This window comes from Pseudomonas sp. FSO-7 (assembly GCF_059579345.1).
The window spans coordinates 4,186,848-4,211,203 of record NZ_CM184193.1 but is presented as its reverse complement, the minus strand read 5'-3'; the positions used below and the strand labels follow the sequence as shown (position 1 = coordinate 4,211,203).

19 protein-coding genes are annotated in these 24,356 nt (G+C 59.3%); 11 read left to right on the top strand and 8 right to left on the bottom strand.

Annotated elements, in window-relative coordinates:
• The first annotated feature begins 59 nt into the window (after nucleotides 1-59).
• Nucleotides 60-1,622, top strand: a complete 1,563-nt coding sequence (gene ahpF / locus AC515T_RS18160) for an alkyl hydroperoxide reductase subunit F (protein WP_496533159.1) — start codon at nucleotides 60-62, stop codon at nucleotides 1,620-1,622.
• A gap of 180 nt (nucleotides 1,623-1,802) precedes the next feature.
• On the opposite strand, the gene gloA is transcribed toward ahpF, so the two are convergent.
• A complete protein-coding gene (gene gloA / locus AC515T_RS18155; RefSeq protein WP_496529473.1) occupies nucleotides 1,803-2,324 on the bottom strand; it encodes a lactoylglutathione lyase in 522 nt (173 codons plus the stop codon).
• Nucleotides 2,325-2,519: 195 nt separating this feature from the next.
• Between gloA and AC515T_RS18150 the strand changes: the two genes are divergently transcribed.
• Nucleotides 2,520-3,056 carry a DUF4946 domain-containing protein gene (locus AC515T_RS18150; protein WP_496529472.1) on the top strand — a complete coding sequence of 179 codons (537 nt, stop codon included), beginning with the start codon at nucleotides 2,520-2,522 and terminating at the stop codon, nucleotides 3,054-3,056.
• A gap of 96 nt (nucleotides 3,057-3,152) precedes the next feature.
• Here the strand turns inward: AC515T_RS18150 and AC515T_RS18145 are convergent, their stop codons facing one another.
• The 3 genes from AC515T_RS18145 to AC515T_RS18135 form a co-directional block, all read right to left on the bottom strand.
• Nucleotides 3,153-3,518, bottom strand: a complete 366-nt coding sequence (locus tag AC515T_RS18145) for a histone-like nucleoid-structuring protein, MvaT/MvaU family (RefSeq protein ID WP_305481798.1) — start codon at nucleotides 3,516-3,518, stop codon at nucleotides 3,153-3,155.
• Nucleotides 3,519-3,742: 224 nt separating this feature from the next.
• Nucleotides 3,743-5,287, bottom strand: a complete 1,545-nt coding sequence (locus tag AC515T_RS18140; RefSeq protein WP_496529471.1) for an EAL domain-containing protein — start codon at nucleotides 5,285-5,287, stop codon at nucleotides 3,743-3,745.
• Nucleotides 5,288-5,606: 319 nt separating this feature from the next.
• Nucleotides 5,607-6,470, bottom strand: a complete 864-nt coding sequence (locus AC515T_RS18135; protein WP_496529470.1) for a LysR family transcriptional regulator — start codon at nucleotides 6,468-6,470, stop codon at nucleotides 5,607-5,609.
• Between the two features lie 210 nt (nucleotides 6,471-6,680).
• Between AC515T_RS18135 and AC515T_RS18130 the strand changes: the two genes are divergently transcribed.
• Complete coding sequence (locus AC515T_RS18130; RefSeq protein ID WP_496529469.1) at nucleotides 6,681-7,625, top strand: DMT family transporter; 945 nt, start codon at nucleotides 6,681-6,683, stop codon at nucleotides 7,623-7,625.
• A 251-nt stretch (nucleotides 7,626-7,876) separates the two neighbouring features.
• The gene (gene hppD / locus AC515T_RS18125; protein WP_496529468.1) at nucleotides 7,877-8,953 is read left to right on the top strand and encodes a 4-hydroxyphenylpyruvate dioxygenase; all 1,077 of its coding nucleotides are present in this window, start codon (nucleotides 7,877-7,879) and stop codon (nucleotides 8,951-8,953) included.
• 178 nt (nucleotides 8,954-9,131) lie between these two features.
• Here the strand turns inward: hppD and rarD are convergent, their stop codons facing one another.
• The 3 genes from rarD to AC515T_RS18110 all read right to left on the bottom strand — a co-directional run bounded on the left by rarD (nucleotide 9,132) and on the right by AC515T_RS18110 (nucleotide 12,696).
• Nucleotides 9,132-10,016, bottom strand: coding sequence for an EamA family transporter RarD (gene rarD / locus AC515T_RS18120; RefSeq protein ID WP_496529467.1), 885 nt, complete (start codon nucleotides 10,014-10,016; stop codon nucleotides 9,132-9,134).
• 161 nt (nucleotides 10,017-10,177) lie between these two features.
• Complete coding sequence (locus tag AC515T_RS18115; protein ID WP_496529466.1) at nucleotides 10,178-11,191, bottom strand: aldo/keto reductase; 1,014 nt, start codon at nucleotides 11,189-11,191, stop codon at nucleotides 10,178-10,180.
• Nucleotides 11,192-11,385: 194 nt separating this feature from the next.
• Complete coding sequence (locus AC515T_RS18110; RefSeq protein WP_496529465.1) at nucleotides 11,386-12,696, bottom strand: MFS transporter; 1,311 nt, start codon at nucleotides 12,694-12,696, stop codon at nucleotides 11,386-11,388.
• Between the two features lie 194 nt (nucleotides 12,697-12,890).
• Between AC515T_RS18110 and AC515T_RS18105 the strand changes: the two genes are divergently transcribed.
• From AC515T_RS18105 to AC515T_RS18080, 6 genes are all read left to right on the top strand, one after another.
• Nucleotides 12,891-14,015: a sugar diacid recognition domain-containing protein gene (locus AC515T_RS18105; RefSeq protein WP_496529464.1), complete on the top strand. Its 1,125-nt coding sequence runs from the start codon at nucleotides 12,891-12,893 to the stop codon at nucleotides 14,013-14,015.
• Nucleotides 14,016-14,354: 339 nt separating this feature from the next.
• Nucleotides 14,355-15,491, top strand: coding sequence for a glycerate kinase (locus AC515T_RS18100; RefSeq protein ID WP_496529463.1), 1,137 nt, complete (start codon nucleotides 14,355-14,357; stop codon nucleotides 15,489-15,491).
• 144 nt (nucleotides 15,492-15,635) lie between these two features.
• Nucleotides 15,636-16,817 carry a pyridoxal phosphate-dependent aminotransferase gene (locus AC515T_RS18095; protein WP_496529462.1) on the top strand — a complete coding sequence of 394 codons (1,182 nt, stop codon included), beginning with the start codon at nucleotides 15,636-15,638 and terminating at the stop codon, nucleotides 16,815-16,817.
• Between the two features lie 336 nt (nucleotides 16,818-17,153).
• Nucleotides 17,154-17,945 (top strand): hypothetical protein, encoded by a 792-nt coding sequence (locus tag AC515T_RS18090; protein ID WP_496529461.1) that lies wholly within the window; start codon nucleotides 17,154-17,156, stop codon nucleotides 17,943-17,945.
• Between the two features lie 172 nt (nucleotides 17,946-18,117).
• Entirely contained in the window at nucleotides 18,118-20,151 is a 2,034-nt protein-coding gene (locus AC515T_RS18085) for a hypothetical protein (RefSeq protein ID WP_496529460.1), read from the top strand.
• Nucleotides 20,152-20,415: 264 nt separating this feature from the next.
• Entirely contained in the window at nucleotides 20,416-22,704 is a 2,289-nt protein-coding gene (locus AC515T_RS18080) for an autotransporter outer membrane beta-barrel domain-containing protein (RefSeq protein ID WP_496529459.1), read from the top strand.
• Between the two features lie 86 nt (nucleotides 22,705-22,790).
• On the opposite strand, the gene AC515T_RS18075 is transcribed toward AC515T_RS18080, so the two are convergent.
• Nucleotides 22,791-23,243 (bottom strand): hypothetical protein, encoded by a 453-nt coding sequence (locus AC515T_RS18075; RefSeq protein WP_496529458.1) that lies wholly within the window; start codon nucleotides 23,241-23,243, stop codon nucleotides 22,791-22,793.
• Nucleotides 23,244-23,652: 409 nt separating this feature from the next.
• Between AC515T_RS18075 and AC515T_RS18070 the strand changes: the two genes are divergently transcribed.
• On the top strand, nucleotides 23,653-24,354 hold the full coding sequence (locus tag AC515T_RS18070; RefSeq protein ID WP_122566285.1) for a response regulator: 702 nt from the start codon (nucleotides 23,653-23,655) through the stop codon (nucleotides 24,352-24,354).
• The last annotated feature ends 2 nt before the right edge of the window (nucleotides 24,355-24,356 follow it).

The window sequence follows — 24,356 nt, the reverse complement described above, 5'->3', positions numbered from 1 at the left end:
CCGGGCGAGATTCGCTCGGGCGTTGTTTTTTCTGAAATTCAAACATGGAAATCGCCCGTATGTTGGACGCCAATCTTAAAGCTCAGTTGAAGTCATACCTGGAACGGGTCACCCAGCCGATCGAGATCGTCGCCTCCCTCGACGACGGTGCGAAATCCCAGGAAATGCTCGCGTTACTCCAAGAAGTTGCCAGTCTTTCCCACCAGATTACTTTGCTCGACAACGGTACCGATGCGCGCAAGCCTTCGTTTTCGTTGAACCGCCCGGGCGCCGATATCAGCCTGCGTTTTGCCGGCATTCCCATGGGCCACGAATTCACTTCGCTGGTGTTGGCTTTGCTGCAAGTCGGCGGCCACCCTTCGAAGGCCAGTGTCGAAGTGATCGAACAGATCCGCTCCCTGAAGGGTGAGTTCAACTTCGAGACGTATTTCTCGCTGTCGTGCCAGAACTGCCCGGACGTGGTCCAGGCGCTGAACCTGATGGCGGTGCTGAACCCGAACATTCGCCACGTCGCCATCGACGGCGCGCTGTTCCAGGCCGAAGTCGATGAACGCCAGATCATGGCCGTGCCCAGCATCTACCTGAACGGTGTGAACTTCGGCCAGGGCCGCATGGGCCTGGAAGAGATTCTCGCCAAGATCGACACCAGCGGTATCGAGCGCCAGGCCGAGAAAATCAGCGCCAAGGATGCCTTTGATGTGCTGGTGGTTGGCGGTGGCCCGGCTGGCGCTTCAGCGGCGATCTACGCAGCCCGTAAAGGCATCCGCACCGGTGTGGCGGCCGAACGTTTCGGCGGCCAGGTGCTCGACACCATGGCCATCGAGAACTTCATCTCGGTCCAGGAAACCGAAGGGCCGAAACTGGCCGTTGCCCTGGAAGAACACGTCAAGCAGTACGACGTGGACATCATGAACCTGCAACGTGCCGACGCCTTGCTGCCGGGCAAGGACGGCAGCCTGCATGAAATCAAGTTCGCCAGCGGTGCGAGCCTCAAGGCCAAGACCGTGATCCTGGCGACCGGTGCCCGCTGGCGCGAAATGAACGTGCCGGGCGAGCAGCAATATCGCAACAAGGGCGTGGCGTACTGCCCGCACTGCGACGGCCCGCTGTTCAAAGGCAAGCGCGTGGCGGTGATTGGTGGCGGTAACTCCGGCGTCGAGGCGGCGATCGACCTGGCCGGTATCGTGGCCCACGTCACGTTGCTGGAGTTCGATGTGCAGTTACGTGCCGACGCTGTGTTGCAGCGCAAACTGCACAGCCTGCCGAACGTGACGGTGATCACCAACGCCCAGACCACCGAAGTGACGGGGGATGGCCAGAAGGTCAATGGCTTGCGCTACAAGGACCGTCCGAGCGGTGAAGTGCGGGACGTGGAGCTGGAAGGGATCTTCGTGCAGATCGGCCTGTTGCCCAACACCGATTGGCTCAAAGGCACCGTCGAGCTGTCGCCGCGGGGCGAGATTATCGTCGATGCCCGGGGTGAAACCTCGATCCCAGGCGTGTTCGCCGCCGGTGATGTGACCACCGTGCCGTACAAGCAGATCGTGATCGCCGTGGGCGAGGGCGCCAAGGCTTCGCTGAGCGCCTTCGACCACCTGATCCGCACCTCCGCGCCGGCCTGATAGTCGATAGCGGAAAACACAAAACCCCATGAGCCAATGGCTCATGGGGTTTTATTTTGGATCACGCACGACCCTGTGGGAGCGAGCTTGCTCGCGATAGCTGCAGCACATTCAATATTGATGTGCCAGACAGACCGCTATCGCGAGCAAGCTCGCTCCCACAGAAGGCCGTGGTGAATGTTAGAGCGGCGCGGGCTGGATGATTTCGACCCAGTAACCGTCCGGGTCCTTGATGAAGGCCAGGCTTTTCATGCGGCCGTCGCTCAGGCGCTTCTGGAAATCGCAGCCCAGTGCTTCGAAGCGCTCGCAGGCTGCGACGATGTCCGGTACCGAGATGCAGATGTGGCCGAAGCCGCGTGGGTCGGTGTTGCCGTTATGGTAGGCGAACGCCGGGTCGCTTTCGGTGCCGTGGTTGTGGGTCAGTTCCAGGATGCCAGGGATCGACTTCATCCATTCGGTCCGCGCCGCCGCGTCCGCCGGGATCTGGTTCTTGTCCACCAGCGCCAGGAAATACAGGCTGAATTCGGCTTCCGGGAAGTCGCGTTTTTCCACCAGCGAGAAACCCAGCACGCGGGTGTAGAAATCCAGGGACTTAGTGATGTCCTTGACCCGCAGCATGGTGTGGTTGAAGACGAACTTGGCCGTGGCGGTATCGGGTTGGGCGGTGACGCCAGGGAAAGTATTGAGTTCGTGCAGGCTCATGGGCCCTCCGGAAAATAAGTGGGGCAAACGGCGTCGCAAGTGGGGTTGCGACGGTTCCTGGGCTTGCGTCAGACGGCTTCCTTGCAGGTACGCCCATGATACGCAAGGGGCGCGGCGTCGCCAAACTGCGCGTGGCTATTGCCTGGTTCTGCCTCGGGCTTCAGACTTCACGATTCGTCCTTGAGTGGCCACGCAATGATTCGACCGTTCCTTTCGCTGTTTGTCCTGCTGTTTGCCAGTGTTGCGAGTGTCGGTGGTGTCCAGGCGGCCGAACCGCAGGTGACATGGCCTCAAGGCTGGGTTGTCGAACCGCTGCCGGCGGACGCATCGGCCTCGGCGGCACCCGGAACCCTGCGCCAACGGGCAACCAAGAGTGATCCGGCGGGCAATGCCGTGATGGTCATGGAACTGACCACCACCCCCGTCGAACCCGATCACCAGGTCAACTTGCAAGGCGTGTTGCTGGAAATGCGCAAGTCAATCCAGAAGGATTTTTTCCAAGGTGGTTACCAAAGTGTATGCACTAAGGTCCACGCCTCGATGTTGGGCGGCGTAACTGCATTGGAAACCACTTGCACGATCACGCAAAACGGACGACATGTATTGTCTCAGGCACTCGTGGCGGCACTAAATGAGGGCAAGGCTTATGTGCTGTCCTATGCAGGGCAGGCGCAGGTGTTTGTTGAAAGCCAGGATGAAATACAGTCGGTGCGAAACAGTTTGAAACTATGACGCCTTCAGCGTAATACGCCAATGGGTTTAGTTCTAAAGTCTAGCCCATAAAAAAGCCCTGAATGTGTTCAGGGCTTTTTTACATCACGGAGGCTGTCAACCACGAAGCCAGGAATCGACGGTCACTGCACCGTACTGTTCTTTCCAGGCTTTCAGGCCGCGGTGATTGCCGCCCTTGGTCTCGATCAACTCGCCGGTGTGCGGGTTCTGGTAAACCTTCACCACGCGCGCACGGCGGGTCTTGGTGGGCTTGGTCGATTGCAGGCTTGCCTTGGACGGGTTCGGGTCGAGGATCGCGACGATGTCGCGCAGGCTTTTGCCGTAGGTTTTCATCAGTCCCTGGAGCTTTTCCTCGAATTCGATTTCCTTCTTGAGCCCGGCATCGTTCTTCAGCGATTCCAGCTGCTTAAGCTGTTCTTGAAGGGCCTTTTCGGCTGCACGAAATTCAGCGAGTCTGGACAAAATGATTACTCCAATCAAAATATTTGGCTGATACCAACCGCAAACAAAGCTATAAGCCAAGCGCCTTGAAGCGACTCGGTGTTAATGACTCTCTCCTGTTATGTGGCACAGGTAGAAAAATTGTAGTAGTTAATCTGGACAGTGTAAATCGTAACTTTTTCGTTATGTAACAACAGCAAACGTTTTTATCAATTGGCGAGTCATCGTCAATAGAACGGCGGCGGTTAACTGCCATTAGTACCGGTCAAGGTCTCAACGAATGCCTGCCCGCTAATCGGTCGGCCAAATAGATAACCCTGTAGAAAGTTCACCCCATGGGCGCTCAGGTAGTCGCTTTGTTCGACGGTTTCGACGCCCTCGGCAACCATGTCCAGGCCCAACTTGCCCGACAGTTCGATGATGCTATCGAGAAGGTGGCGCGACAGGGCGTCGGCACCGATCATCGCGACAAAACTCTGGTCGATCTTCAGGAAGTCCACGTTGAACTGACGCAAGTACGCCAGGCTGGAATGACCGGTGCCGAAATCGTCGAGGGCGATCTTGACGCCCAGTTCCCGTAGTTGGTCGAACAGTTGCCGGGTCACGGGCGTTGGTTCGACCAGCTCGCGTTCGGTCAACTCCAACACCAGGGTAATCGCCCCCGGCGCGAAGGCGTCGAGAAACTCTCGGCAGTCGTCCACCAGCGCCAGATCCTGGCAGTGGCGGGCGGTGATGTTGATGCCGACATGAAACGGCGCTTCGAGTCGAGGCGCAAGCGGCACCAGCAGGTGCATGGTTTGCTGCATCAGCGCGCGGGTCATCGGCACGATCACGCCGCTGTGTTCGGCGAATGGAATGAACAGATCCGGGCGGACCAAACCTTCCTTGGGATGATTCCAGCGCATCAGCACCTCGACGCCGGCCCAGCGTTTGCTGTCGCTGTGCACGACTGGTTGCAGGTAGGGCACGAACTCGCCGGCTTCCAGCGCCCGTTGCAATTCACGGCTGGGGGACGAGGCGCGCTTCTGCAGCCAGTGTCCAAGTGTTCCGGCCACCACGCCGAAGAAGATCAGCAAGCTGAACAGCGGCGGATATTCCCTGGCCATGTAGCGCCAGGTTTCACCCTCGTCGAATCCGGCTTCTACATTGAAGGCGTAGCGCGCTGAGCCCAGTTCGGTCGGTGCCACCGGCGACCCGGGCAGGGGCGCTGGCCGGACCTTGCCGTCCGCCGCCAGCCAATTCGGCCCGACTTGCAGGCGCAGTCGGGTCTGGCGGCCGATCAGGCGCAGAACGTTGGCCAGGTGATACCCGTCAAGGGTGGCCAAGGCGCCTTGTTGGCCCTCATTGAGCCGGTAGATCAGCAACGCGGTATCCGGCGTGACCGGGTTGCCGTCCATGAGCCACAGGGTGCCTTGGTGATAGTCGCTCGGGTTGACGCGTTCCTCGAAAGCTCCGAACAGCGAGCTGCAATAGAGGTTGTTGTCCCAGATCAGGTTGGTCGAACGGACAAAGGGCCGGCGCGTCACTTGTTCGCGCAGGGCCAGCTTCACCGCTTCGCAGGGCTGGCCGGCCAGGGGCAATAGTTCACGGGCCGCCAACGCGGTATTGTCGAGCATCAGTTCGATCTGCCTGACCGACTCCTCGGCGGTCTGCCGGGTGTGTTGCGCCAGCGTCCGCTCCGCCTGCATGTACAAGATGGCCAGCCCTGACAGTATCGGCACCAGGGCGCAAAGCAGGGTGACCAGGTAGCGGCGGGGCCGGGTGTGCGAGCGGGTGGCGGTCAAGGGCATCGGCACAACCTGGGGAAAAGGGATGGGGGAAACGTCGGATGCCGACCATGATAGATGGCTTGTCGGGCGCTTGCCTTGCCCGCAATTGATGCAAGCTGACCCACCGCCATCGCGAGCAAGCTCGCTCCCACATTTATTAGAGGTGGCCTTGGATTCTGTGAACGCTGCAGATTACCTGTGGGAGCGAGCTTGCTCGCGATGACGTCGTGACATTCAACCTTGATGCAAGCTGACTCGCCGCCATCGCGAGCAAGCTCGGCTCCCACATGTATGGGCGGTGGCCTTGGAGTCTGTGAACCCCACAGGTTCAGTGCTGGGCTCATGATTGACGGGCCAGCTCGATGAACGCCAGGGTGGCGGGCGAGGCCTGGCGGCTGTCCAATACCGCCAGGCCGATCTGACGCGGCACTCGCGGCGACAAGGGCCGGGCAACGTAACCGGGGTTTTCGTCGTCCGGCAACGAACCTTCGGACACCACGCTCACCGCTTCGCCGCGCCTGACCACATCCAGGGTGCTGAGCAACTGCGAACAACGAAAACGCACGTTCGGTGTCAGCCGGGCGGCATTGAACAGGCGCGTGACCAGCTCCGACGATCCCGCCTCCGTGTGCACGAAGGGGTCGTTGCACAGGTCCTTGAGGCTCAGGCTGGCCTGGGCGGCGAGGGGATGCGAGGCGGGCAGCAGGGCCACCATCTGATCTTCCAGCAATGCGAACGTATCGAAACGCTCCTCGGGCAGCACCACGAAACCGACGTCGATCCGCCGTTCGTCCAGCCATTGGATGACCTGCCTGTCGGGCCCTTCGTCGATGTGCACTTCGATCCCGGGATGCAGGGCTCGATAGCGCCGCAGGATCTCGGGCAGCAGTTTCATCGATGACGTTGGCCCGAACGAGCCGATGCGCAAGGTGCCTCGGCGCATGCCCCGGGCGTCGGCGGCTTCCTGGCGCAAGGTGTTGGCCAGCCCGAGCATGGCCCGGGCCCGCAGCAGCAACTGCTGGCCAATGTCGCTGAGCTCCACCGCCGACTGATGGCGCCTGAGCAATTCCACGCCCAGCTCTTGCTCCAGGGATTTGATGGCGTGGGACACCGCTGACTGGCCAATGCCCAAGCGCGTGGCCGCGGCGGTAAAACCACGCAGCTCGGCGACCAGGGAGAAGATTTCGAGTTGGGTGAGGGTCATGAGGAATTGCTCATTTTACGATGATCAAGCATGAGGTGAACAATACAGTATCTCAAGCGCACACGGACTGTGGTGCAAGGGTGCTTTTCTGTGGCGAGGGAGCTTGCTCCCGCTTGAGTGCGAAGCGCTCAAAGAAAGGGCCGCTTCGCAGCCCAGCGGGAGCAAGCTCCCTCGCCACGGGTATTCGTTCTATTTCAATGGGGTGAAACCATGAAAACCCTCGAACAAACCGTCCCAATCCCGTCGGACCTGCCGGTCTACCTGAAGCTCGCCATGGTCACCATGATCTGGGGCGGGACCTTCGTGGCCGGCCGGATCCTTGCCGATGCCCTGGCGCCGATGTTTGCCGCCAGCCTGCGGTTCCTGCTGGCGAGTATCGCGCTGCTGGCGTTTCTCGCCCTGGCCGGAATCCCGCTGGCCAGGCCCACTGTGAGGCAGGGGCTGCAATTGGCGGCGCTGGGGTTCTTCGGCATCTTTTTCTACAACCTGTGCTTCTTCTATGGTTTGCAATACATCAATGCGTCGCGGGCCTCGCTGATCGTGGCTTTGAATCCGGCGGTGATCGGGCTGGCGTCCTGGTGGTTGTTCAAGGAGCGGCTGAACCGCCTGAAAGTGGCGGGCATCGTGCTGTGCATCGGTGGGGCGGGGTTGGTGATCGTCAGTCGTGATCCGTCCTTGTTGCAAGGCGTGGCGCAGGGCTGGATCGGCGACCTGTTGATTTTTGGCTGCGTGCTGGGCTGGGGGATCTATTCGCTGTTTTCGAAAACACTCAATGACAGCCTCGGCCCCTTGCAGACCGTGACCTGGTCGATTCTGCTGGGCACGCTGATGCTGTGGCTGACTTGCGCGGCGGCGGGTGAGATTCGGTTCGAGGCCTTGCGCGCACTGGACATGGCGCAATGGCTGAGCCTGCTCTACCTCGGCGTGCTGGGCTCGGCCCTGGCCTATATCGCCTGGTATGACGGCATTCGCCGGATCGGCGCGACCCGGTCCGGCGTCTTCATCGCGCTCAACCCGCTGACGGCGGTGCTGCTGGGGGCGCTGCTGCTGGACGAACGGCTCACGGCCTTGATGTGCGTCGGCGGGGGCGTGATCCTGGTGGGCATTTTCCTGTGCAACAAACCCCTTGCGCGGTCGAAGGGTAAGGCGATTTGATACAGAAGGCGGACAAATCCGGTTACGCTGTGTAGAATCGATTTACGCATATAAGAATAACGTCTTCTGGCAGCAGAAGCCTCGCCCGCAAGAGCCTTGGGTCGACAATGAAGATACTTGGGTTTCAACTGATCTACGGCGATTTCCTCGCCCGCAGCGTTCGTGGCATTTCCTGCGCGCCGCCCCGTGTCCCCAGCATTGACTGCAACTAACGTTTTTTTGTTAATTGACCAGAATGATGAGGCGCCGACATGGCAGATCTATACGAAAACCCCATGGGCCTGATGGGCTTCGAATTCATTGAATTCGCATCCCCGACCCCCAACACCCTGGAGCCGATCTTCGAGATCATGGGCTTCACCAAAGTGGCCACCCACCGCTCCAAGGACGTGCACCTGTATCGCCAGGGCGCGATCAACCTGATCCTCAACAACGAACCCCACAGCGTGGCCTCGTACTTTGCCGCCGAGCACGGCCCGTCGGTGTGCGGCATGGCGTTCCGGGTCAAGGATTCGCAACTGGCCTACAAGCGCGCCCTGGAACTCGGCGCCCAGCCGATCCACATCGAGACCGGCCCGATGGAGCTGAACCTGCCGGCCATCAAGGGCATCGGCGGTGCGCCGTTGTACTTGATCGACCGTTTTGGCGAAGGCAGCTCGATCTATGACATCGACTTCGTGTTCCTCGAGGGCGTGGACCGCAATCCAGTGGGCGCGGGCCTGAAAATCATCGACCACCTGACCCATAACGTGTATCGCGGGCGCATGGCCTACTGGGCCGGCTTCTACGAGAAGCTGTTCAACTTCCGCGAGATCCGTTATTTCGACATCAAGGGCGAATACACCGGCCTGACCTCCAAGGCCATGACCGCCCCGGATGGCATGATCCGCATCCCGTTGAACGAAGAGTCGTCCAAGGGCGCCGGGCAGATCGAAGAGTTCCTGATGCAGTTCAACGGCGAAGGCATCCAGCACGTGGCCTTCCTCACCGATGACCTGGTCAAGACCTGGGACCACTTGAAAAGCATTGGCATGCGTTTCATGACCGCGCCGCCGGACACCTACTACGAAATGCTCGAAGGCCGCTTGCCGAACCACGGCGAACCGGTGGATGAACTGCAATCGCGGGGCATTCTGCTGGACGGCTCGTCCAACCCGGATGACAAGCGCCTGCTGCTGCAGATCTTCTCGGAAACCCTGATGGGGCCGGTGTTCTTCGAATTCATCCAGCGCAAGGGCGACGATGGCTTCGGTGAAGGCAACTTCAAGGCGCTGTTCGAATCCATCGAGCGCGACCAGGTGCGTCGTGGCGTGTTGGCGACCGAGTAAAGCCTGACCGATGAAAAAGCCCGCCCGGCAGAGATCCCGGGCGGGCTTTTTTATTGCCAATACAGAACCCTTTGTGGGAGCGAGCTTGCTCGCGATAGCGGTGGTTCAGCTTACATCCATGTTGAATGTGCCGCCGTCATCGCGAGCAAGCTCGCTCCCACAGGGGCCGGTGATGGGCTTAATTCCGGCGCCGCTGCCGCACCAGGTGCTTGAAGCCTTCGAACACCAACACCGCTACAGCCATCCAGATGGGGATGTAGGTCAGCCATTCACTGGCCTTGATGCTCTCGCCCAACAGCAGCGCAACGCCCAGCAGCAACACGGGTTCGACATAGCTCAACAAGCCGAACAGGCTGAACGGCAGCAGCCGGCTGGCGACGATGTAGGACACCAACGCGCTGACGCTGATCAACCCGAGCAACGGGATCAGCCATGTCAGCCGCGGGTATTGGTCGAACACGTTGAAACCCTGTTCACCGCTTTGCACGAACCACAGCGCCACGGGCAGCATCAGGGTCATGTCCAGCCAGAGCCCGCCGAGGTTGTCGGTCTTGATGCGTTTGCGCAGGATGAAATAGATCGGATAGCCGATCACCACCAGCAAAGTTGCCCAGGAAAAACCACCCACCTGGTACAACTCGTTGAACACGCCGAGGGTGGCGAAGAACACGGCGACTTTCTGCAGGTAGGACAGGCGTTCGCCGTAGACCATGCGCCCGGTCAGGACCATCGACAGCGGCAACAGGAAGTACCCCAGCGAGACGTCCAGGCTGTAGCCATTGAGCGGCGCCCACATGAACAGCCACAGTTGCGCGCCCATCAGGGCCGAAGAGACGATCGCCGCGATCAAGAGCCGTGGCGTGGCGACCAGGCGTTGGATCAGCGCCGTGACCAGGTTCCAATCCCGCGTCACCAGCAGGAAGGCGGTCATGCATGGCATCGTCAGCAGCATGCGCCAACCGAAGATCTCCACGCCGCTCAGGGGGGCGAGCAACGAGGTGTAGTAGTACATGACGGCGAACAGCGCGGAGGCCGAGACCGATAGAACGATGCCTTTGGACACTGAGGCCTCTTATTGATTGGGACTGCAACACAGGTGCGGGAAAGTTGTACACCTGTGGCGAGGGAGCTTGCTCCCGCTCGGCTGCGCAGCGGCCGCTTTTTTCTGAGGGCCGCTGCGCGACCCAGCGGGAGCAAGCTCCCTCGCCACGATGTCTGTGAATGTTAAGACGTACGCGGCACTCGTCCCGGCACGAAATGACTCACATCATTGAACCCCGGCGTCGAAGCATGCCCCGGCGTCACCAGCGAATCGATGAAGGCTTCATCTTCCGCGCTGATCTTCACCGCCTGTGCCTTGGTGTACGAATCCCACTGTTCCTCGGTGCGCGGCCCGACGATGGCCGAGGTCACGGCGCTGTTGTTCAGCACCCAGGCGATGGCGAACTCGACGATGCCCACGCCCCGGCCCTGGGTGTACTGCAGGATCTGCTGGGCGATGCGCAGGGACTCGATCCGCCATTCGGTTTCCAGGATGCGTTTGTCCTGGCGACCGGCGCGGCTGTTGGCGTCCGGCGCCACATCCGGCGCGTACTTGCCGCTGAGCACGCCGCGGGCGAGGGGGCTGAACGGCACGACGCCGAGGCCGTAGTTCTGCGCCGCGGTGATCTGCTCGGTTTCCGCCTGGCGGTTGACGATGTTGTACAGCGGTTGGCTGATCACCGGTCGGTCGATGCCCAGGCTGTCGGCGATCCGGATCACTTCGGCGATGCGCCAGCCACGGTAGTTCGACAGGCCCCAATAGCGGATCTTGCCCTGGCGAATCAAGTCGCCGATGGCCGACACGGTAACGTGCAGCGGGGTGTTGTGGTCTTCGCGGTGCAGGTAGTAGATGTCCAGGTAATCGGTGCCCAGGCGCGTCAGGCTGGCCTCGATGCCATTGAACAGGTGCTTGCGGCTCAGGCCGCTGCGGTTGGGCACGCCGTCCGGCGGGCCGAAGCCGACCTTGGTGGCCAGCACCCATTCGTGGCGGTGGCGGGCGATCGCCTCGCCGACGATTTCCTCGGAACGACCGTTGGTGTAGACGTCCGCGGTGTCGATGAAATTGATGCCCTGGTCCCAGGCCTTGTCGATGATCCGCAGCGAATCCTCGGTGCTGGTCTGTTCGCCGAACATCATCGTGCCCAGGGTCAACGTCGAGACTTGCAACCCGGAATGGCCTAGCGTGTGGTAGCTCATGACAAGATCCTTTTATCCATGGGAAAGGCTCAATCAAACCCCAGAACCCCCGCCTGGATCAAACACAATTCTCAAACACCCCCCAATCCACTGTGGGAGCGGGCTTGCTCGCGATGGCGTCACATCAGCCAACCTCTACCTTGACGGGTTCACCGCTATCGCGAACAAGCTCGCTCCCACAGGGTAAAAGGGCGTCAGGCTCGTAGCGTGCGGGTCATGCGCAACGCCAGCAGGCTGCCACACACAATCACGCCGGCCAGCAGGTACAGCGCCGCGTCGGTGGAGCCGGTGGCGTCCTTGACCCAGCCCACCAGGTACGGGCTGAGGAAACCGGCCATCTGGCCCATGGAGTTGATCAGCGCCAACCCGCCGGCCGCCGCACCGGCGCTGAGCAGTGCGGTGGGCACCGGCCAGAACATCGGCAGGCCGGTGAGGGCGCCCATGGTGGCGATGGAGAGGCCGATGATGGCGATGGCCGGGGTGGTGGCGAAGTTGACGGCGATCAGCAGCCCGACGGCGCCCATCAGCATCGGTACGACAAGGTGCCAGCGACGCTCCTTGTGCAAGTCCGCCGAACGGCCCACCAGCAACATGAACACCGCTGCCAGCAGATAAGGGATCGCACTCAGCCAGCCGATCACCAGGTTATCGCTGAAGCCCAGGCTCTTGATGATCGACGGCAGCCAGAAGTTGATCGCGTAGACGCCGCTCTGGATGCAGAAGTACACCAGGCCGAAGGCCCAGATCGCTGGGTTCTTGAACACCGCCAGCAGCGAGTCGGTGGTGGTTTTTGGCTTGTTGACCAGGTCTTCGGCGTGGTCGGCGGTGAGCACGGCGCGTTCCTGAGCGGTCAGCCATTTGGCGTTGGCGAAGGTGTCGCTGAGCAGGAAGAACGCCAGCGCCCCGAGAATTACCGTCGGGATGCCTTGCAGCAGGAACATCCACTGCCAACCCGCCAGGCCGCCCTGGCCCGCCGCGAAGTGGTTGAGGATCCACCCGGAAAACGGGCTGCCCAGCAGGCCGGACACAGGAATGGCCGACATGAACAACGCCATGATCCGGCCGCGGCGGAACGTCGGGAACCATTGCGAAAGGTACAGCACCACGCCCGGAAAGAACCCGGCTTCAGCGGCGCCGGTAAACAGCCGCAAGGTATAGAACTCGGTGGGGGTGGTGACGAACAGCAGGCAGGTCGAGAGGGTGCCCCAGGTGATCATCATCAGCGCGATCCAGCGCCGAGGGCCGAATTTGGTCAGGGCCAGGTTGCTTGGCACGCCGCACAGCACGTAGCCGATGAAGAAGATCCCGGCACCGAGGCCGTACACGGTTTCGCTGAATTTCAAGGCGTCGAGCATCTGCAACTTGGCGAAGCCAACGTTGACCCGGTCCAGGTAGTTGAACAGGTAGCAGATGAAAATGAACGGGATCAAGCGCAGGGTGATGCGCTTGTAGACGGTATTTTTTTCGTCGGGGGTAGCCAGGAGGGCTGTTGCGCTCTGGGACATGGCGGGTCTCTCTTTATTATGATTTTTGCAAGCCAAGGGGTAACGTTGACCGCCCCTTGAGTCTCGGCCAGCCCAAGGGCCCGTGTCTTTGTGCCGGAGCACAGGGTTTGGCGGCAGACCCTGTGCGCCTGACCAATCCCGTTGGCGCATTATCCTCAAACAACAATCCACGCCGCCTGCAAGGAACACCGCCCATGTTCGAACTCGATCACGACCTGGCGCAGGACATCGTCGACCGGGCGATGGCGATCCTGCCATACAACGTCAATGTCATGGACAACCAGGGACTGATCCTTGGCAGCGGCGAGCGCGAGCGGGTCAATACCCGTCACGAGGGCGCGCAACTGGTCCTGGCCAACGGTCGGGTGGTGGAAATCGACGAGCACACCGCGATGCACCTCAAGGGCGTGCAGCCGGGGATCAACCTGCCGCTGATGCTCGACCAACGGCTGATCGGCGTCCTGGGCATCACCGGCGAGCCTGCGCACTTGCGCACCTACGCCGAACTGGTGCGCATGACCGCCGAGATGCTGGTGGGCCAGCGCAACCAGCAGGCCGAACAGCAATGGCGTCGCCAGCGTTGCGATGACTTGCTGGCGCTGCTGTTGGGTGATGCGGGGGATTCGCCGCGACTGTTGGACGAAGCCCGGCAAATGGGCCTCAAGCCACAACTGTCGCGGGTGCCGTATCTGTTCGAACTGGGGCTGGAGCATGGGCCCGGACAAACCGTCGAGACCTTGAGTGCCTGGCTGATGTCGCGCTACCCGGACAGTTGGTGCCTGACCTCGTCCAAATCCTCCTTGCTCTGGTGCCGGCCGGTCACCGCCTCGGTGGAGAACGAGCGGTTGCTGGGCAAGCTCGATGGGTTGGGCTGGAACATCCTGCGGATCGCGGTGGGCGGCCAGGCTGAAGGGTTGGCGGGCTTGCGGCGTTGCTATCGGCGGGTGGCGGACCTGCTGGCCTACGGACGTGATGTGTTGCCGCAATCGCGCTTGCTGGCCCTCAGCCGTTATCGCTTGCCGGTGCTGCTCTGGCGCCATCGCAGCGACGATGCCCTGGACGAATTGCTGACCCCGCTGCGCAAGGTCATCGCCAAGGACAGCAACGGCCAGTTGCTCGCCACCCTGCGCAGCTGGTGCGAACACGACGGCCAGAGCCAGGCCTGCGCCGACGCCCTGGGCATCCACCGCAACAGCCTGCGCTACCGCATGGAACGCATCGCCGAACTCAGCGGTGTGGACCCGTTGCGGTTGGATGGGATGTTGGCGTTGTACCTGGGGGTGCAACTGCTACCCCAGACCGCCGATATATCCCTATAACCCCTACTGCGGGAAATGCCGCTCACTTAAGGTTGTCGACAAACCTGTGGCGAGGGAGCTTGCTCCCGCTTGAGTGCGAAGCGCTCACAGAAAGGGCCGCTTCGCAGCCCAGCGGGAGCAAGCTCCCTCGCCACGGGGTGCAGCGTTCTTCTTGAGTGAGCAGCGTAACGGTGGGAGCAAGACTGCTCGCGATGAGGCCCTCACTGCCAACGACAATGCCCCCTGACAAACCGCTATTTGTGAATTTGAACAATAATGCCCGGTGTCTTTTGTGCGGCGGACCGGCGTCACCGCTGCGGTCAACTGGCAGCATGCTGTGCATCGGAACCGGAGAATAATATGAAAATAATCATCGCCCCCGACTCGTTCAAGGACAGCCTCAGCGCCCAGGGCGTCGCCGATGCCATCGCCCAGGGGCTGGCCCAGGTCTGGCCGGATGCGCAGTTGATCAAGTGTCCGATGGCCGACGGCGGGGAGGGGACGGTGGAGTCGGTGCTGGCAGCTTGCAACGGTCAATGGCGTCACACTCGGGTTCGCGGGCCCCTGGGTGTGAGTGTCGAGGCACGTTGGGGCTGGTTGGCCGAAAGCCGCACCGCGATCATCGAGATGGCCGAGGCCAGTGGCTTGCAACTGGTACCGCCGGGGCAACGGGATGCCTGTGCCAGCAGCACCTACGGCACCGGCGAGTTGATTCGCGCCGCCCTGGATGAAGGCGCCGGCCGGGTGATCCTGGCAATTGGCGGTAGCGCCACCAATGATGCCGGTGCTGGAGCGATGCAGGCGCTGGGCGTGGCCTTGCTGGATGACCAGGGCCAGCCCCTGCCACCCGGCGGCCTGGCCTTGGCGAACCTGGCGCGCATCGACCTGAGCGATCTGGACCCACGCCTGGCCCACGTCAGTTTCGAGATCGCCGCCGACGTCGACAACCCACTGTGCGGGCCCCACGGCGCTTCCGTGGTCTTCGGTCCGCAGAAGGGCGCCTCGGCCCATCAGGTGCAGGCGCTGGACCGGGCCCTGGGGCATTTCGCCGAACAGTGCGCCCGGGCATTGCACAAGGATGTGCGCGACGAACCGGGCAGCGGTGCCGCCGGTGGCCTGGGGTTCGCGGCCAAGGCGTTTTTGGGGGCACAGTTTCGTACCGGCGTGGACGTCGTCGCCCAATTGACCGGGCTGGCCGAGGCGGTCAGCGGCGCCGACCTGGTGATCACCGGCGAAGGCCGTTTCGACGCCCAGACCCTGCGTGGCAAGACCCCCTTCGGCGTGGCCCGCATCGCCCGCCAGCATGGCGTACCGGTAGTGGTCATTGCCGGCACGCTGGGGGAGGGTTACCAGGCACTGTATGAGCACGGCATCGACGCGGCCTTCGCCCTGGCCAGCGGGCCGATGACCCTGCAAGAAGCCTGCGCCGACGCCCCGCGCCTGCTGAGCGAGCGTGCCCGGGACATCGCCCGGCTTTGGCGGGTGGCAGCGCGGTAAATCCTTTGGGAACAAGGCTTGCCCGCGATACAAGCGCTGCGGCCCCCAGGAATCGAGTCGCCAATATCGCGAGCAAGCTTTGCTCCCACACGGTTGAATTTGAGATAGGGTTGAGGCTGGATATCGCGCAATCAGGAGAGATACATGCGCTTCTCAGTCTTGACCCAACGCATCACCGGCGAAGGTGCCGCCGCCTGGCAAATTCACGACCGGGCGCTGGCCATGCGCGAACAGGGCATGGATGTGGTGTTGCTGTCAGTGGGCGACCCGGATTTCGATACGCCGCGCGCCATCGTCGACGCCGCCGTGAGCAGCCTGCGGGCCGGCGACACCCATTATTCGGATATCCGAGGCCTGCCCACCTTGCGGGCCAGCATTGCCCGGCGTCATCGCCGGCGCTGCGGCCAGGCGGTGGGAGCCGAACAGGTCATTGTGCTGCCGGGTGCGCAGTGCGCGGTGTATGCGGTCGCGCAATGCCTACTCAACCCCGGCGATGAAGTCATCGTCACCGAGCCGATGTATGTCACCTACGAAGCGGTGTTCGGTGCCTGCGGGGCAAAAGTGGTGCCGGTGGCGGTCCGCCCGGAAAACGGTTTTCGGGTCGACCCGGCGGACGTTGCCCGCCTTGTGACCCCGTGTACCCGGGCGATGCTGCTCAACAGCCCGAACAACCCGTCCGGCGCCAGCCTGCCGATGCCCACCTGGCAAGCATTGGCGCGGCTGTGCATCGAACATGACCTGTGGCTGATCAGTGACGAGGTCTACAGCGACCTGGTCTACGAAGGCGAACACATCAGCCCGGCCAGCCTGCCGGGCATGGCCGAGCGCACCGCGACGATCAACAGCCTGTCCAAATCCCACGCCATGACCGGTTGGCGCGTCGGCTGGGTGGTTGGCCCCGAATCCCTCACCGAGCATCTGGCGAACCTGTCGTTGTGCATGCTGTTCGGCCTGCCGGACTTCGTCCAGCGCGCCGCCCAAGTGGCTTTGGAGCGAGATTTGCTGGAAGTGGCGCAGATGCATGAGGAATATCGCCAGCGCCGGGACCTGGTCTGCACCATGCTCGATGATTGCCCGGGCCTCAAGCCGGTGCGGCCTGATGGCGGCATGTTCGTGATGGTCGACGTGCGCCAGACCGGCCTCGACGCCCAGGCGTTTGCCGAGCGGCTGTTGGATGACTACGGTGTGTCGGTGCTGGCTGGCGAGGCGTTCGGACCAAGCGCGGCGGGGCATATACGGATCGGGTTGGTGGTCGATCAGGTGAAACTGGCGGAGGCGTGCCGGCGGATTGCCTTGTATGCGGCAGAACTGATTCGATGTACTTGAGGCCTGGTTGAAACGGCTCCAACCCGTTGGCTCTCACGATCAACCATGGCGGACAACTCCAGTTGAAAAAACGTCCGTCATGACTAAGCAGCATGAATCAGCATCAAGTGCCCCGCGCCACCCATTGCTTACTACGGCTCCCATAAACTTCTCGTTCAAATCATCCGGCGATTGCGCAGGTGTCTGCGCACGTGTCGTTCCGTCAAATCCGATAAACGGTATTCAGACCTGTCAGATATGACAGTAGGCAGCCGTAGGTGTTCGGTGCCTAATTGAATTGAGGACTTCTCTAGGTAAACGTGTGCTCACAAGCACTTTTTCCGGAGTGAATACGTGATGTCACAGCCTAACGAGCAAATCACCGCCCAACCCTTGCGAATAGATGGAGTGAGTGATCAGGATCCAGAGGGCAGGATACCGTTAGAGCAGCTGACTAACGGAACGACCGGAAGAATACCGCGCTGGGCGGATTTTCCTGATCAGCCCGGGGAATATACCGATCTTTTTGTATTTTGGGCGCAGCCTAACGAAAGAGAGATATACCGAAACAGGTATACGCCTGCCGATGACCGGCCGGAATTTACATTTCCAATAACACCCCAAGATATGAGTGTAGATGGGGTTGCATATATTCGTTACCTATTGATTAAACATGATGGTAATGAAGACCCCTCTCCAGTACGCAAGCTCACCATCGATCATACACCGGCGGCATCTTTGGCGGAGCCTACTTTCCCTGACAGCAATCTTTGGGGCTATCTCAATTGCACTTCGCCAGTTCCGATCTGGGAGAAGGTCAGGGTGGCAATAGCGCCTCAATCCATTTTCAGCGGGCAGGATGAATGTGTTCTTGAATGGCAGGGATTTGGTAGTTTGAATGGGAGCCCCCCCGCACTCACATCCGTTTATGAATTTCGTAAGACGATAAGTGATAGCGAGGCGCTGAATGGGTTTGTTATGGAAATCCCGTTTGTACCTTATGTGAAGCCCATGGTGAATAACGATTCTGGAGTTGCCCAATATACGATTTATCGAAATGGCGTTCCTAAAGGCAAGTCGAAGAAAGGCCTAGTCAAAATAGACCGGATGATTCCCGGGGAGACAATGCCATGCGGGGGATTTGCCTGAGGGATGTAGTTGGGTGACGGGGAGAGTCAGTTAGACGCAGGGTAAATGCTTTAAGAGGTTCATCGGTACGATTGGACAGATCCGCCAAATTCAAATTAGGTGGTTGAGTCGATGCGTGAAATCTATCTGTGTTCGCATGACTTGATCAATTTTATGTCATGGAGAAAACGAGATGACCAGCAAAAGTGTAAATGTAAATGGTGAGGTCTTGACGCTGCGGCAAGTTGCAGACCGTTCTCGGTCGGCATTGCGCACATCGACTTTTGGCCCAGGCCTCCTGGTGGAAACTCCCGTCATTGTCGATCAGATCGTAGACGACTTGATTCCCAAAACGGTGCTGGACTCAGGAACGATGTTTTTACGATTCAAAACCGCTGAAATTCCAGTCCCGGATGCTCGGGATGAATGGAGGGTGTATCAACATAAGGGAGGAACAATGACCCTGATTGACGAGGACGCCTTCGGTCCCGTTGTTGGTCGCCCTCCGCTACTTGATATTCCGATACCCACCGCTGGGCTTTTGGATGATGACACGACTAAAGGGTCAACGACCTACGAATACGAACTGGAAATTATCTGGGGGCCGAATGGTAATTCGGACCCGCTGTTGCCATGGACTATTGCTGAAATTGATCGGTTCGCGCCTGAGCATGACAAACCCTCAGGTATCAGGCTAAAACCGGAGGCGGCAGAGTTTGTGAATTTGGCCGTTGGTGAAATCATTGACGATGATTGGCTTGCTAATAATACGGCACTTGAACTTACCGTCAATACGACCTATGACTTCCATCGCGAAGACGACCGTGTTGATGTCTACGCAGGGCCGAATTATGGCACCGGGACACCTATTTATACGCAAGACCTGACGTCGCCCGGTGAGGTGTCCATCCCGACGGCTGATCTCCCTCAGTTGGATGGCCAATACTATATTTGGTATGTGTTATATGACGTGGTCGGAAATGAAAGTGAAATCTCACTCCCTAGTCGTTTCGATGTTCGTCGCCGTCCGCGACCTCAGCTTCACGATCCTGTTATTCCAAAAGGGGTACTGCCGGATGTTATCGATCTGGAAGACTTGGAGAGTCCGGTTTACATAGAGGTGCCCTACACCACCAATGGCCAGGACACGGATCAAATTCTTCCGCGGATTCGGAATGCGAATGGCAATACGTCATTTAATTTGCCGGCACAGTCATTAGGCGTGGAAACGCCTAATAAACGACTTCAATTTGTCGTCAGAAAAAACATGTTGATCGCACTTTGGGGGAACTCTACCGTAGAGCTACCTGTCTTTGCCGAGTATGATTTCTCACGAGGTGTTGAGGGCTTGGTTCCCTCCGCTGATACAGAGTCAGCCCTTGACTTTACCTACCGTGGTCCTGAAAACCCGGATTTTCCGAACTTGGAGAACCCGAACATGTTGAAGGTCACGGTGGTAGCGGTGAATGGTTCCGGCACGCTAAACCATATTACTGCAGATGACCGTGGAAAACCGGCGACCATTAGCACCCCGATGATTGATGCGTCTAATACCTGGGTGCCAATTGGCGATGAACTTGCCAAGTTATGGTTCAATGGGGTGGAAGTTCACAGTCAGCAGTTGATTGCCGGGACGGTTCCAACCTCATTAACGTTTGATATGTCGGCTTCGTTCATCGATGGTGTTGGGGTAGGTCAAAAAATTGCCTATTGGACCATTGAAGAAGACGGTGGCCGTAACCGAATGAGATCGCGGCCTACTGAAGTTCAGATCGATGCAGTTCGGGTTGACTTGCCCCCTCCGAGAGTCAGGTTGGCGGGTTCAGGCAATTTTGTTTCGTGTGCTTCCTGCGTAAGACCTAATTGGGAGTTGCCTGTTACGGTGGATATTGATCCGACTCATATGCCCACCGGTACGGTCGTTACCCTGAGGTCGGTTGGCACCACTGACGCGGCGGGTCTTCTTCCCATCGATGGTACGGAGTACATCGGTACGTACAGTATTTCGGGTACGGAAACCGGGGGGGTGTTCGTCAAGAACATAGAGCCTTATTTAACAAAACTCAAACCCATCCAGCCTCCTTATGCCTCTGGGCTACCCAATGGCTATATCAAGATCTGGTATGAGGTCACCATTGGCGGCGTCCTAACGCCTTCGCAGGAATTTCTTAATGAAGTCTCCCTGCTTAATACCAGTCATAAATACTGTGAGGGAACGCTGACTTGATAGATGGTCCTCGTGTTTGGGTGTCGGGAAAGCATCGGCTTTCCCGGCATGAACGCTTGGTAAAGCGAAGAGAAATCCTGCCGGATAATCGGACTTATCCTACATCAGTCTGTGACATAGAACTGTAGTTTACCCGCCGTCTGGGTGAGGGGTTCGTCGCTCGCTAAATCAACTTCGTCATTTCTAGATGGGATGACAACTGTGGGTAGTTCTATTATGCGATCAATTAAGTACGTTGGAATGAGGCCGGGGACGGCGGGATGGTTGAGCAGTTCATCGCTGTCTTTATCGCTGTTGCTGGCTGAGCCAACGCTTGCCGCTGTATTGGTCGGCCAAAGTCAGACCATCGTGGACGGTCATGCGGTGGAAACATGGTCGCTTTCGCAGGACGCCGAACTGAATGTCGATGGCGCGCAAACGCTCGATATCGTTGCCTCGCAATCCACAGTGAACGCCAACGGCGCCACTACCGACCGAATTATTGGCAGGCAGGGTTCAACCGTTAACCTTTCCAACACGACGGTCGCCGGTAGTACCGGGCTCGCCGGGCTGGAACTATCCAATAGTGTCGGCACCATCAACGGCAGCACCGTCACCGGAGATCGGTTGGGCTTGTCGGCCGTGCACGTCACCGGCACGACTACCGGCTCAACGGTAACGGCCACGGACAGCAGCTTCACCGGGGGCACCGGTGGTGCTCGTGTGACGGCCTTCAGTTCCCTGGCGCTCTCCAACTCCACAGTTGAAGGTACGGGCGCCACAAGTTTTGGTCTTTCGCTGTTGAGTGGCTCGGCATCGGCCACTAATGGCTCGCGCATTATCGGCGGTCAAAATGGCGTCACAATGGGACTTGAAGGTGGTGTCCCAGTTGCCAGCCAGCTACAGCTGGATGGATCGAGCGTCGAGGGTAAAAACGGTTCGGCCATTGTCGTGGATTACGCGGGCGGGACCGCCCCGGTTTCGCAGATCAATGTGCTCAATGGTTCGACGTTGACCGGCAGCAACGGGACGATCCTTGAAGTGCTGGGTGCAGGTGACGCCGCGATGAATGTCGGGCGTAGCGACCTGACGGGGAATGTCCTGGTTTCCGATAACAGCGCCGCCGCATTGACGTTTACCCAGGGCTCATTGAACGGTGACATAACGGCAGAGGCGGGCAGCACCGCGACAGTGGCGTTGCAGCAAGGCTCACACTTGACCGGCGTCATGACCAATGTCGCGACGGCCGGCATCGATGCTCAATCGAGTTGGACCATGACGGGCGACAGTCAGGTCGGTGACCTGGTGCTCAATGGCGGTACGGTGAGAATGGGCGCCGACAGTGCTTTTTATCGATTGAACGTGGAAAACCTGTCCGGTAACGGTCTATTTGCAATCGGCACGGATTTTACGACCAACCAGACGGACTTCCTCAATGTCACGGGCACTGCCACGGGGAACCACCAACTCTTGGTTGCTGCCAGTGGCAACGAGCTGGTGGGTAGTAGCGGTCAGCCCGTTCAGGTGGTCCAGACCGCCGGAGGGGATGCTGTTTTCTCCCTGGCCAATACCGGTGGAGAAGTGGAGTTCGGCGCATTTACCTATGGTTTGCAGAAAGGCGATACGGGTGACTGGTTCCTCGATCCCACGGCTCGCGGCGTCAGCCCTTCCACTCGCGCCGTCATGGCATTGTTCAATACCGCAGTGACGGTATGGTACGGCGAGCAGGCCTCGTTGCGCAGCCGTATGGGGGAGTTGCGCTTCAATCCGGAAAAATCCGGCGCCTGGATCCGTGCCTACGGCAATAAGTACAACGTGTCGGACAGCTACGGCGCAGGATATCGCCAGACCCAACAAGGGTTCTCATTGGGTGCCGATGCGCCGTTGCCTTTGGGTGATGGGCAATGGTTGCTGGGGGTCATGGCCGGTCATAGCGCTTCGGACCTGGATCTGCATTACGGCACCTCAGGCACGATTAAAAGTTACTACCTCGGTACGTACCTGACATGGATGGACGAGGCCAGTGGTTACTATGTCGACAGCGTGCTCAAGCTTAACCGCTTTCGCAATGAAGCCAAGGTTGGGATGAGTGATGGCAAACGATCCAAGGGCGACTATGACAACAATGGTCTCGGCGGTTCGGTAGAAGTCGGTCGCCATATCAAGCTTGATGATGGTTATTTCATCGAACCGTTTACCCAGTGGTCCGCTGTGGCGATTCAGGGCAAGGATTATCACCTGGACAATGGCTTGCAGGCTGAGGGTGATCGTACTTATTCATTGTTGGGTAAGGCCGGTGTGACGGTAGGCCGCAACATGCAATTGGACAATGGTGCGATGGTCCAACCTTATGTTCGTGCAGCGTTGGCCCACGAGTTCTCTAAAAACAACGAAGTCAAAGTGAATAACAATGTCTTCAATAACGATCTTTCCGGGTCGCGTGCCGAGTTGGGGGCGGGTATTGCCATCAACCTGTCGCAACGGTGGCAGGCTCACGCTGAAGTTGAATACATGAACGGTAAAGGCATTGAGATGCCGATAGCCGGCACCGTCGGCGTGCAGTTCAAATGGTAGGGTAAGACGCCACCCATGGAATATTCGTTAAATGGTTGATCCGTAAATAAAAAAGCCCTGGCTAAAAGTCAGGGCTTTTTTATGGCTCACATTAATGAGCTGAGCACTGTATCAAAGCGGCCTCTGCACAAATAACTGCCGTTCCCATCGGCTTTGTCAATTTGCGCTTCGAATGATCCAGCGAAGCTTCCAGACGGGCCCATTGCGTAAGTGATGGTCCCGCTTCTTGCTTTCTGCAGTGTCGGATTGTCCGGATCTTCGTAGTTGTTGTAGATCATGTTGACGTGTCGATCAATGTCGGTAATTTCTGCGCCTATGGCGTCCTTGATGTCTTTGGAAAAAGTGATCGTGAAGGTTCTTGGCTTGCCATTGCTCCATTCAGTTGCTATCACCACCCACACATCACCCCGGGAAGGGGTGGTCGATGATCTTAGTGAGGTAATGGCGGCGCTGAAATTCGAATTGTCTTCAAGGTTGGCAGTGAAATCCACCTCGGCCTCAAGGGGGGCAAAATCTAAGTTTGTGGCTGCGCTGCTCATAAGTAAAATCTCCATACTGTTCGACGGAATATCCAGCGGACATCCTGCGGTGTCGTATGCGTGGACAGTTCATATAAGACCCATATTCTTCCGCTGTATACTGTCAGACATTACAACTATACAAGGCGCGGTTTTTGTGCTTGGTGCCTGTTTCGTGTCCTTGCAACCCAAAACTGCCGGGCAGCGGTAAAGCTTTGTAGGCGGTGTGTGAAATTGTGTAAGGGGTTTGCTCGTGGGTGGGTGAGGGCGTATATCCTTGGCAGCTTGAGATTCTCTGCGCCTGTGACATCGCCATCGCGAGCAAGCTCGCTCCCATGGTGGTTTTGTGTCGTACCGAACATCCCTGTGGGAGCGAGCTTGCTCGCGATGAGGCCCCGCCAGGCGCCACAGCACTTTTCTGGAAACACCCATGCCCAACATCCTCCTGGTCGAAGACGACACCGCACTCTCCGAACTGATCGCCAGCTACCTGGAACGCAACGGCTATCAGGTCAGCGTGCTCAGCCGTGGCGATCATGTGCGTGAACGGGCGCGGGTCGATCCGCCGGACCTGGTGATCCTCGACCTGATGCTGCCGGGGCTGGACGGCTTGCAGGTCTGCCGCTTGCTGCGGGCCGACTCGGCGACCTTGCCGATCCTGATGCTCACCGCCCGGGACGACAGCCACGATCAGGTCCTGGGCCTGGAAATGGGGGCCGATGACTACGTCACCAAGCCTTGCGAACCCCGGGTGTTACTGGCGCGGGTGCGCACCTTGCTGCGCCGCAGCAGTCTCACTGAGCCGCAGACGGCGAACGATCGCATCCTCATGGGCAACCTGTGCATCGATCTGTCCGAGCGCACCGTGACCTGGCGCGGACAGCCGGTGGAATTGTCCAGTGGCGAATACAATCTGTTGGTGGTGCTGGCCCGGCATTCCGGGGAAGTGCTGAGCCGCGACCAGATCCTGCAGCGCTTGCGGGGCATCGAATTCAACGGCACCGACCGTTCGGTGGACGTGGCGATTTCCAAGTTGCGGCGCAAGTTCGACGACAACGCCGACGAAGCCCGCAAGATCAAGACCGTGTGGGGCAAGGGCTATCTGTTCAGTCGTTCCGAGTGGGAATGCTGAGC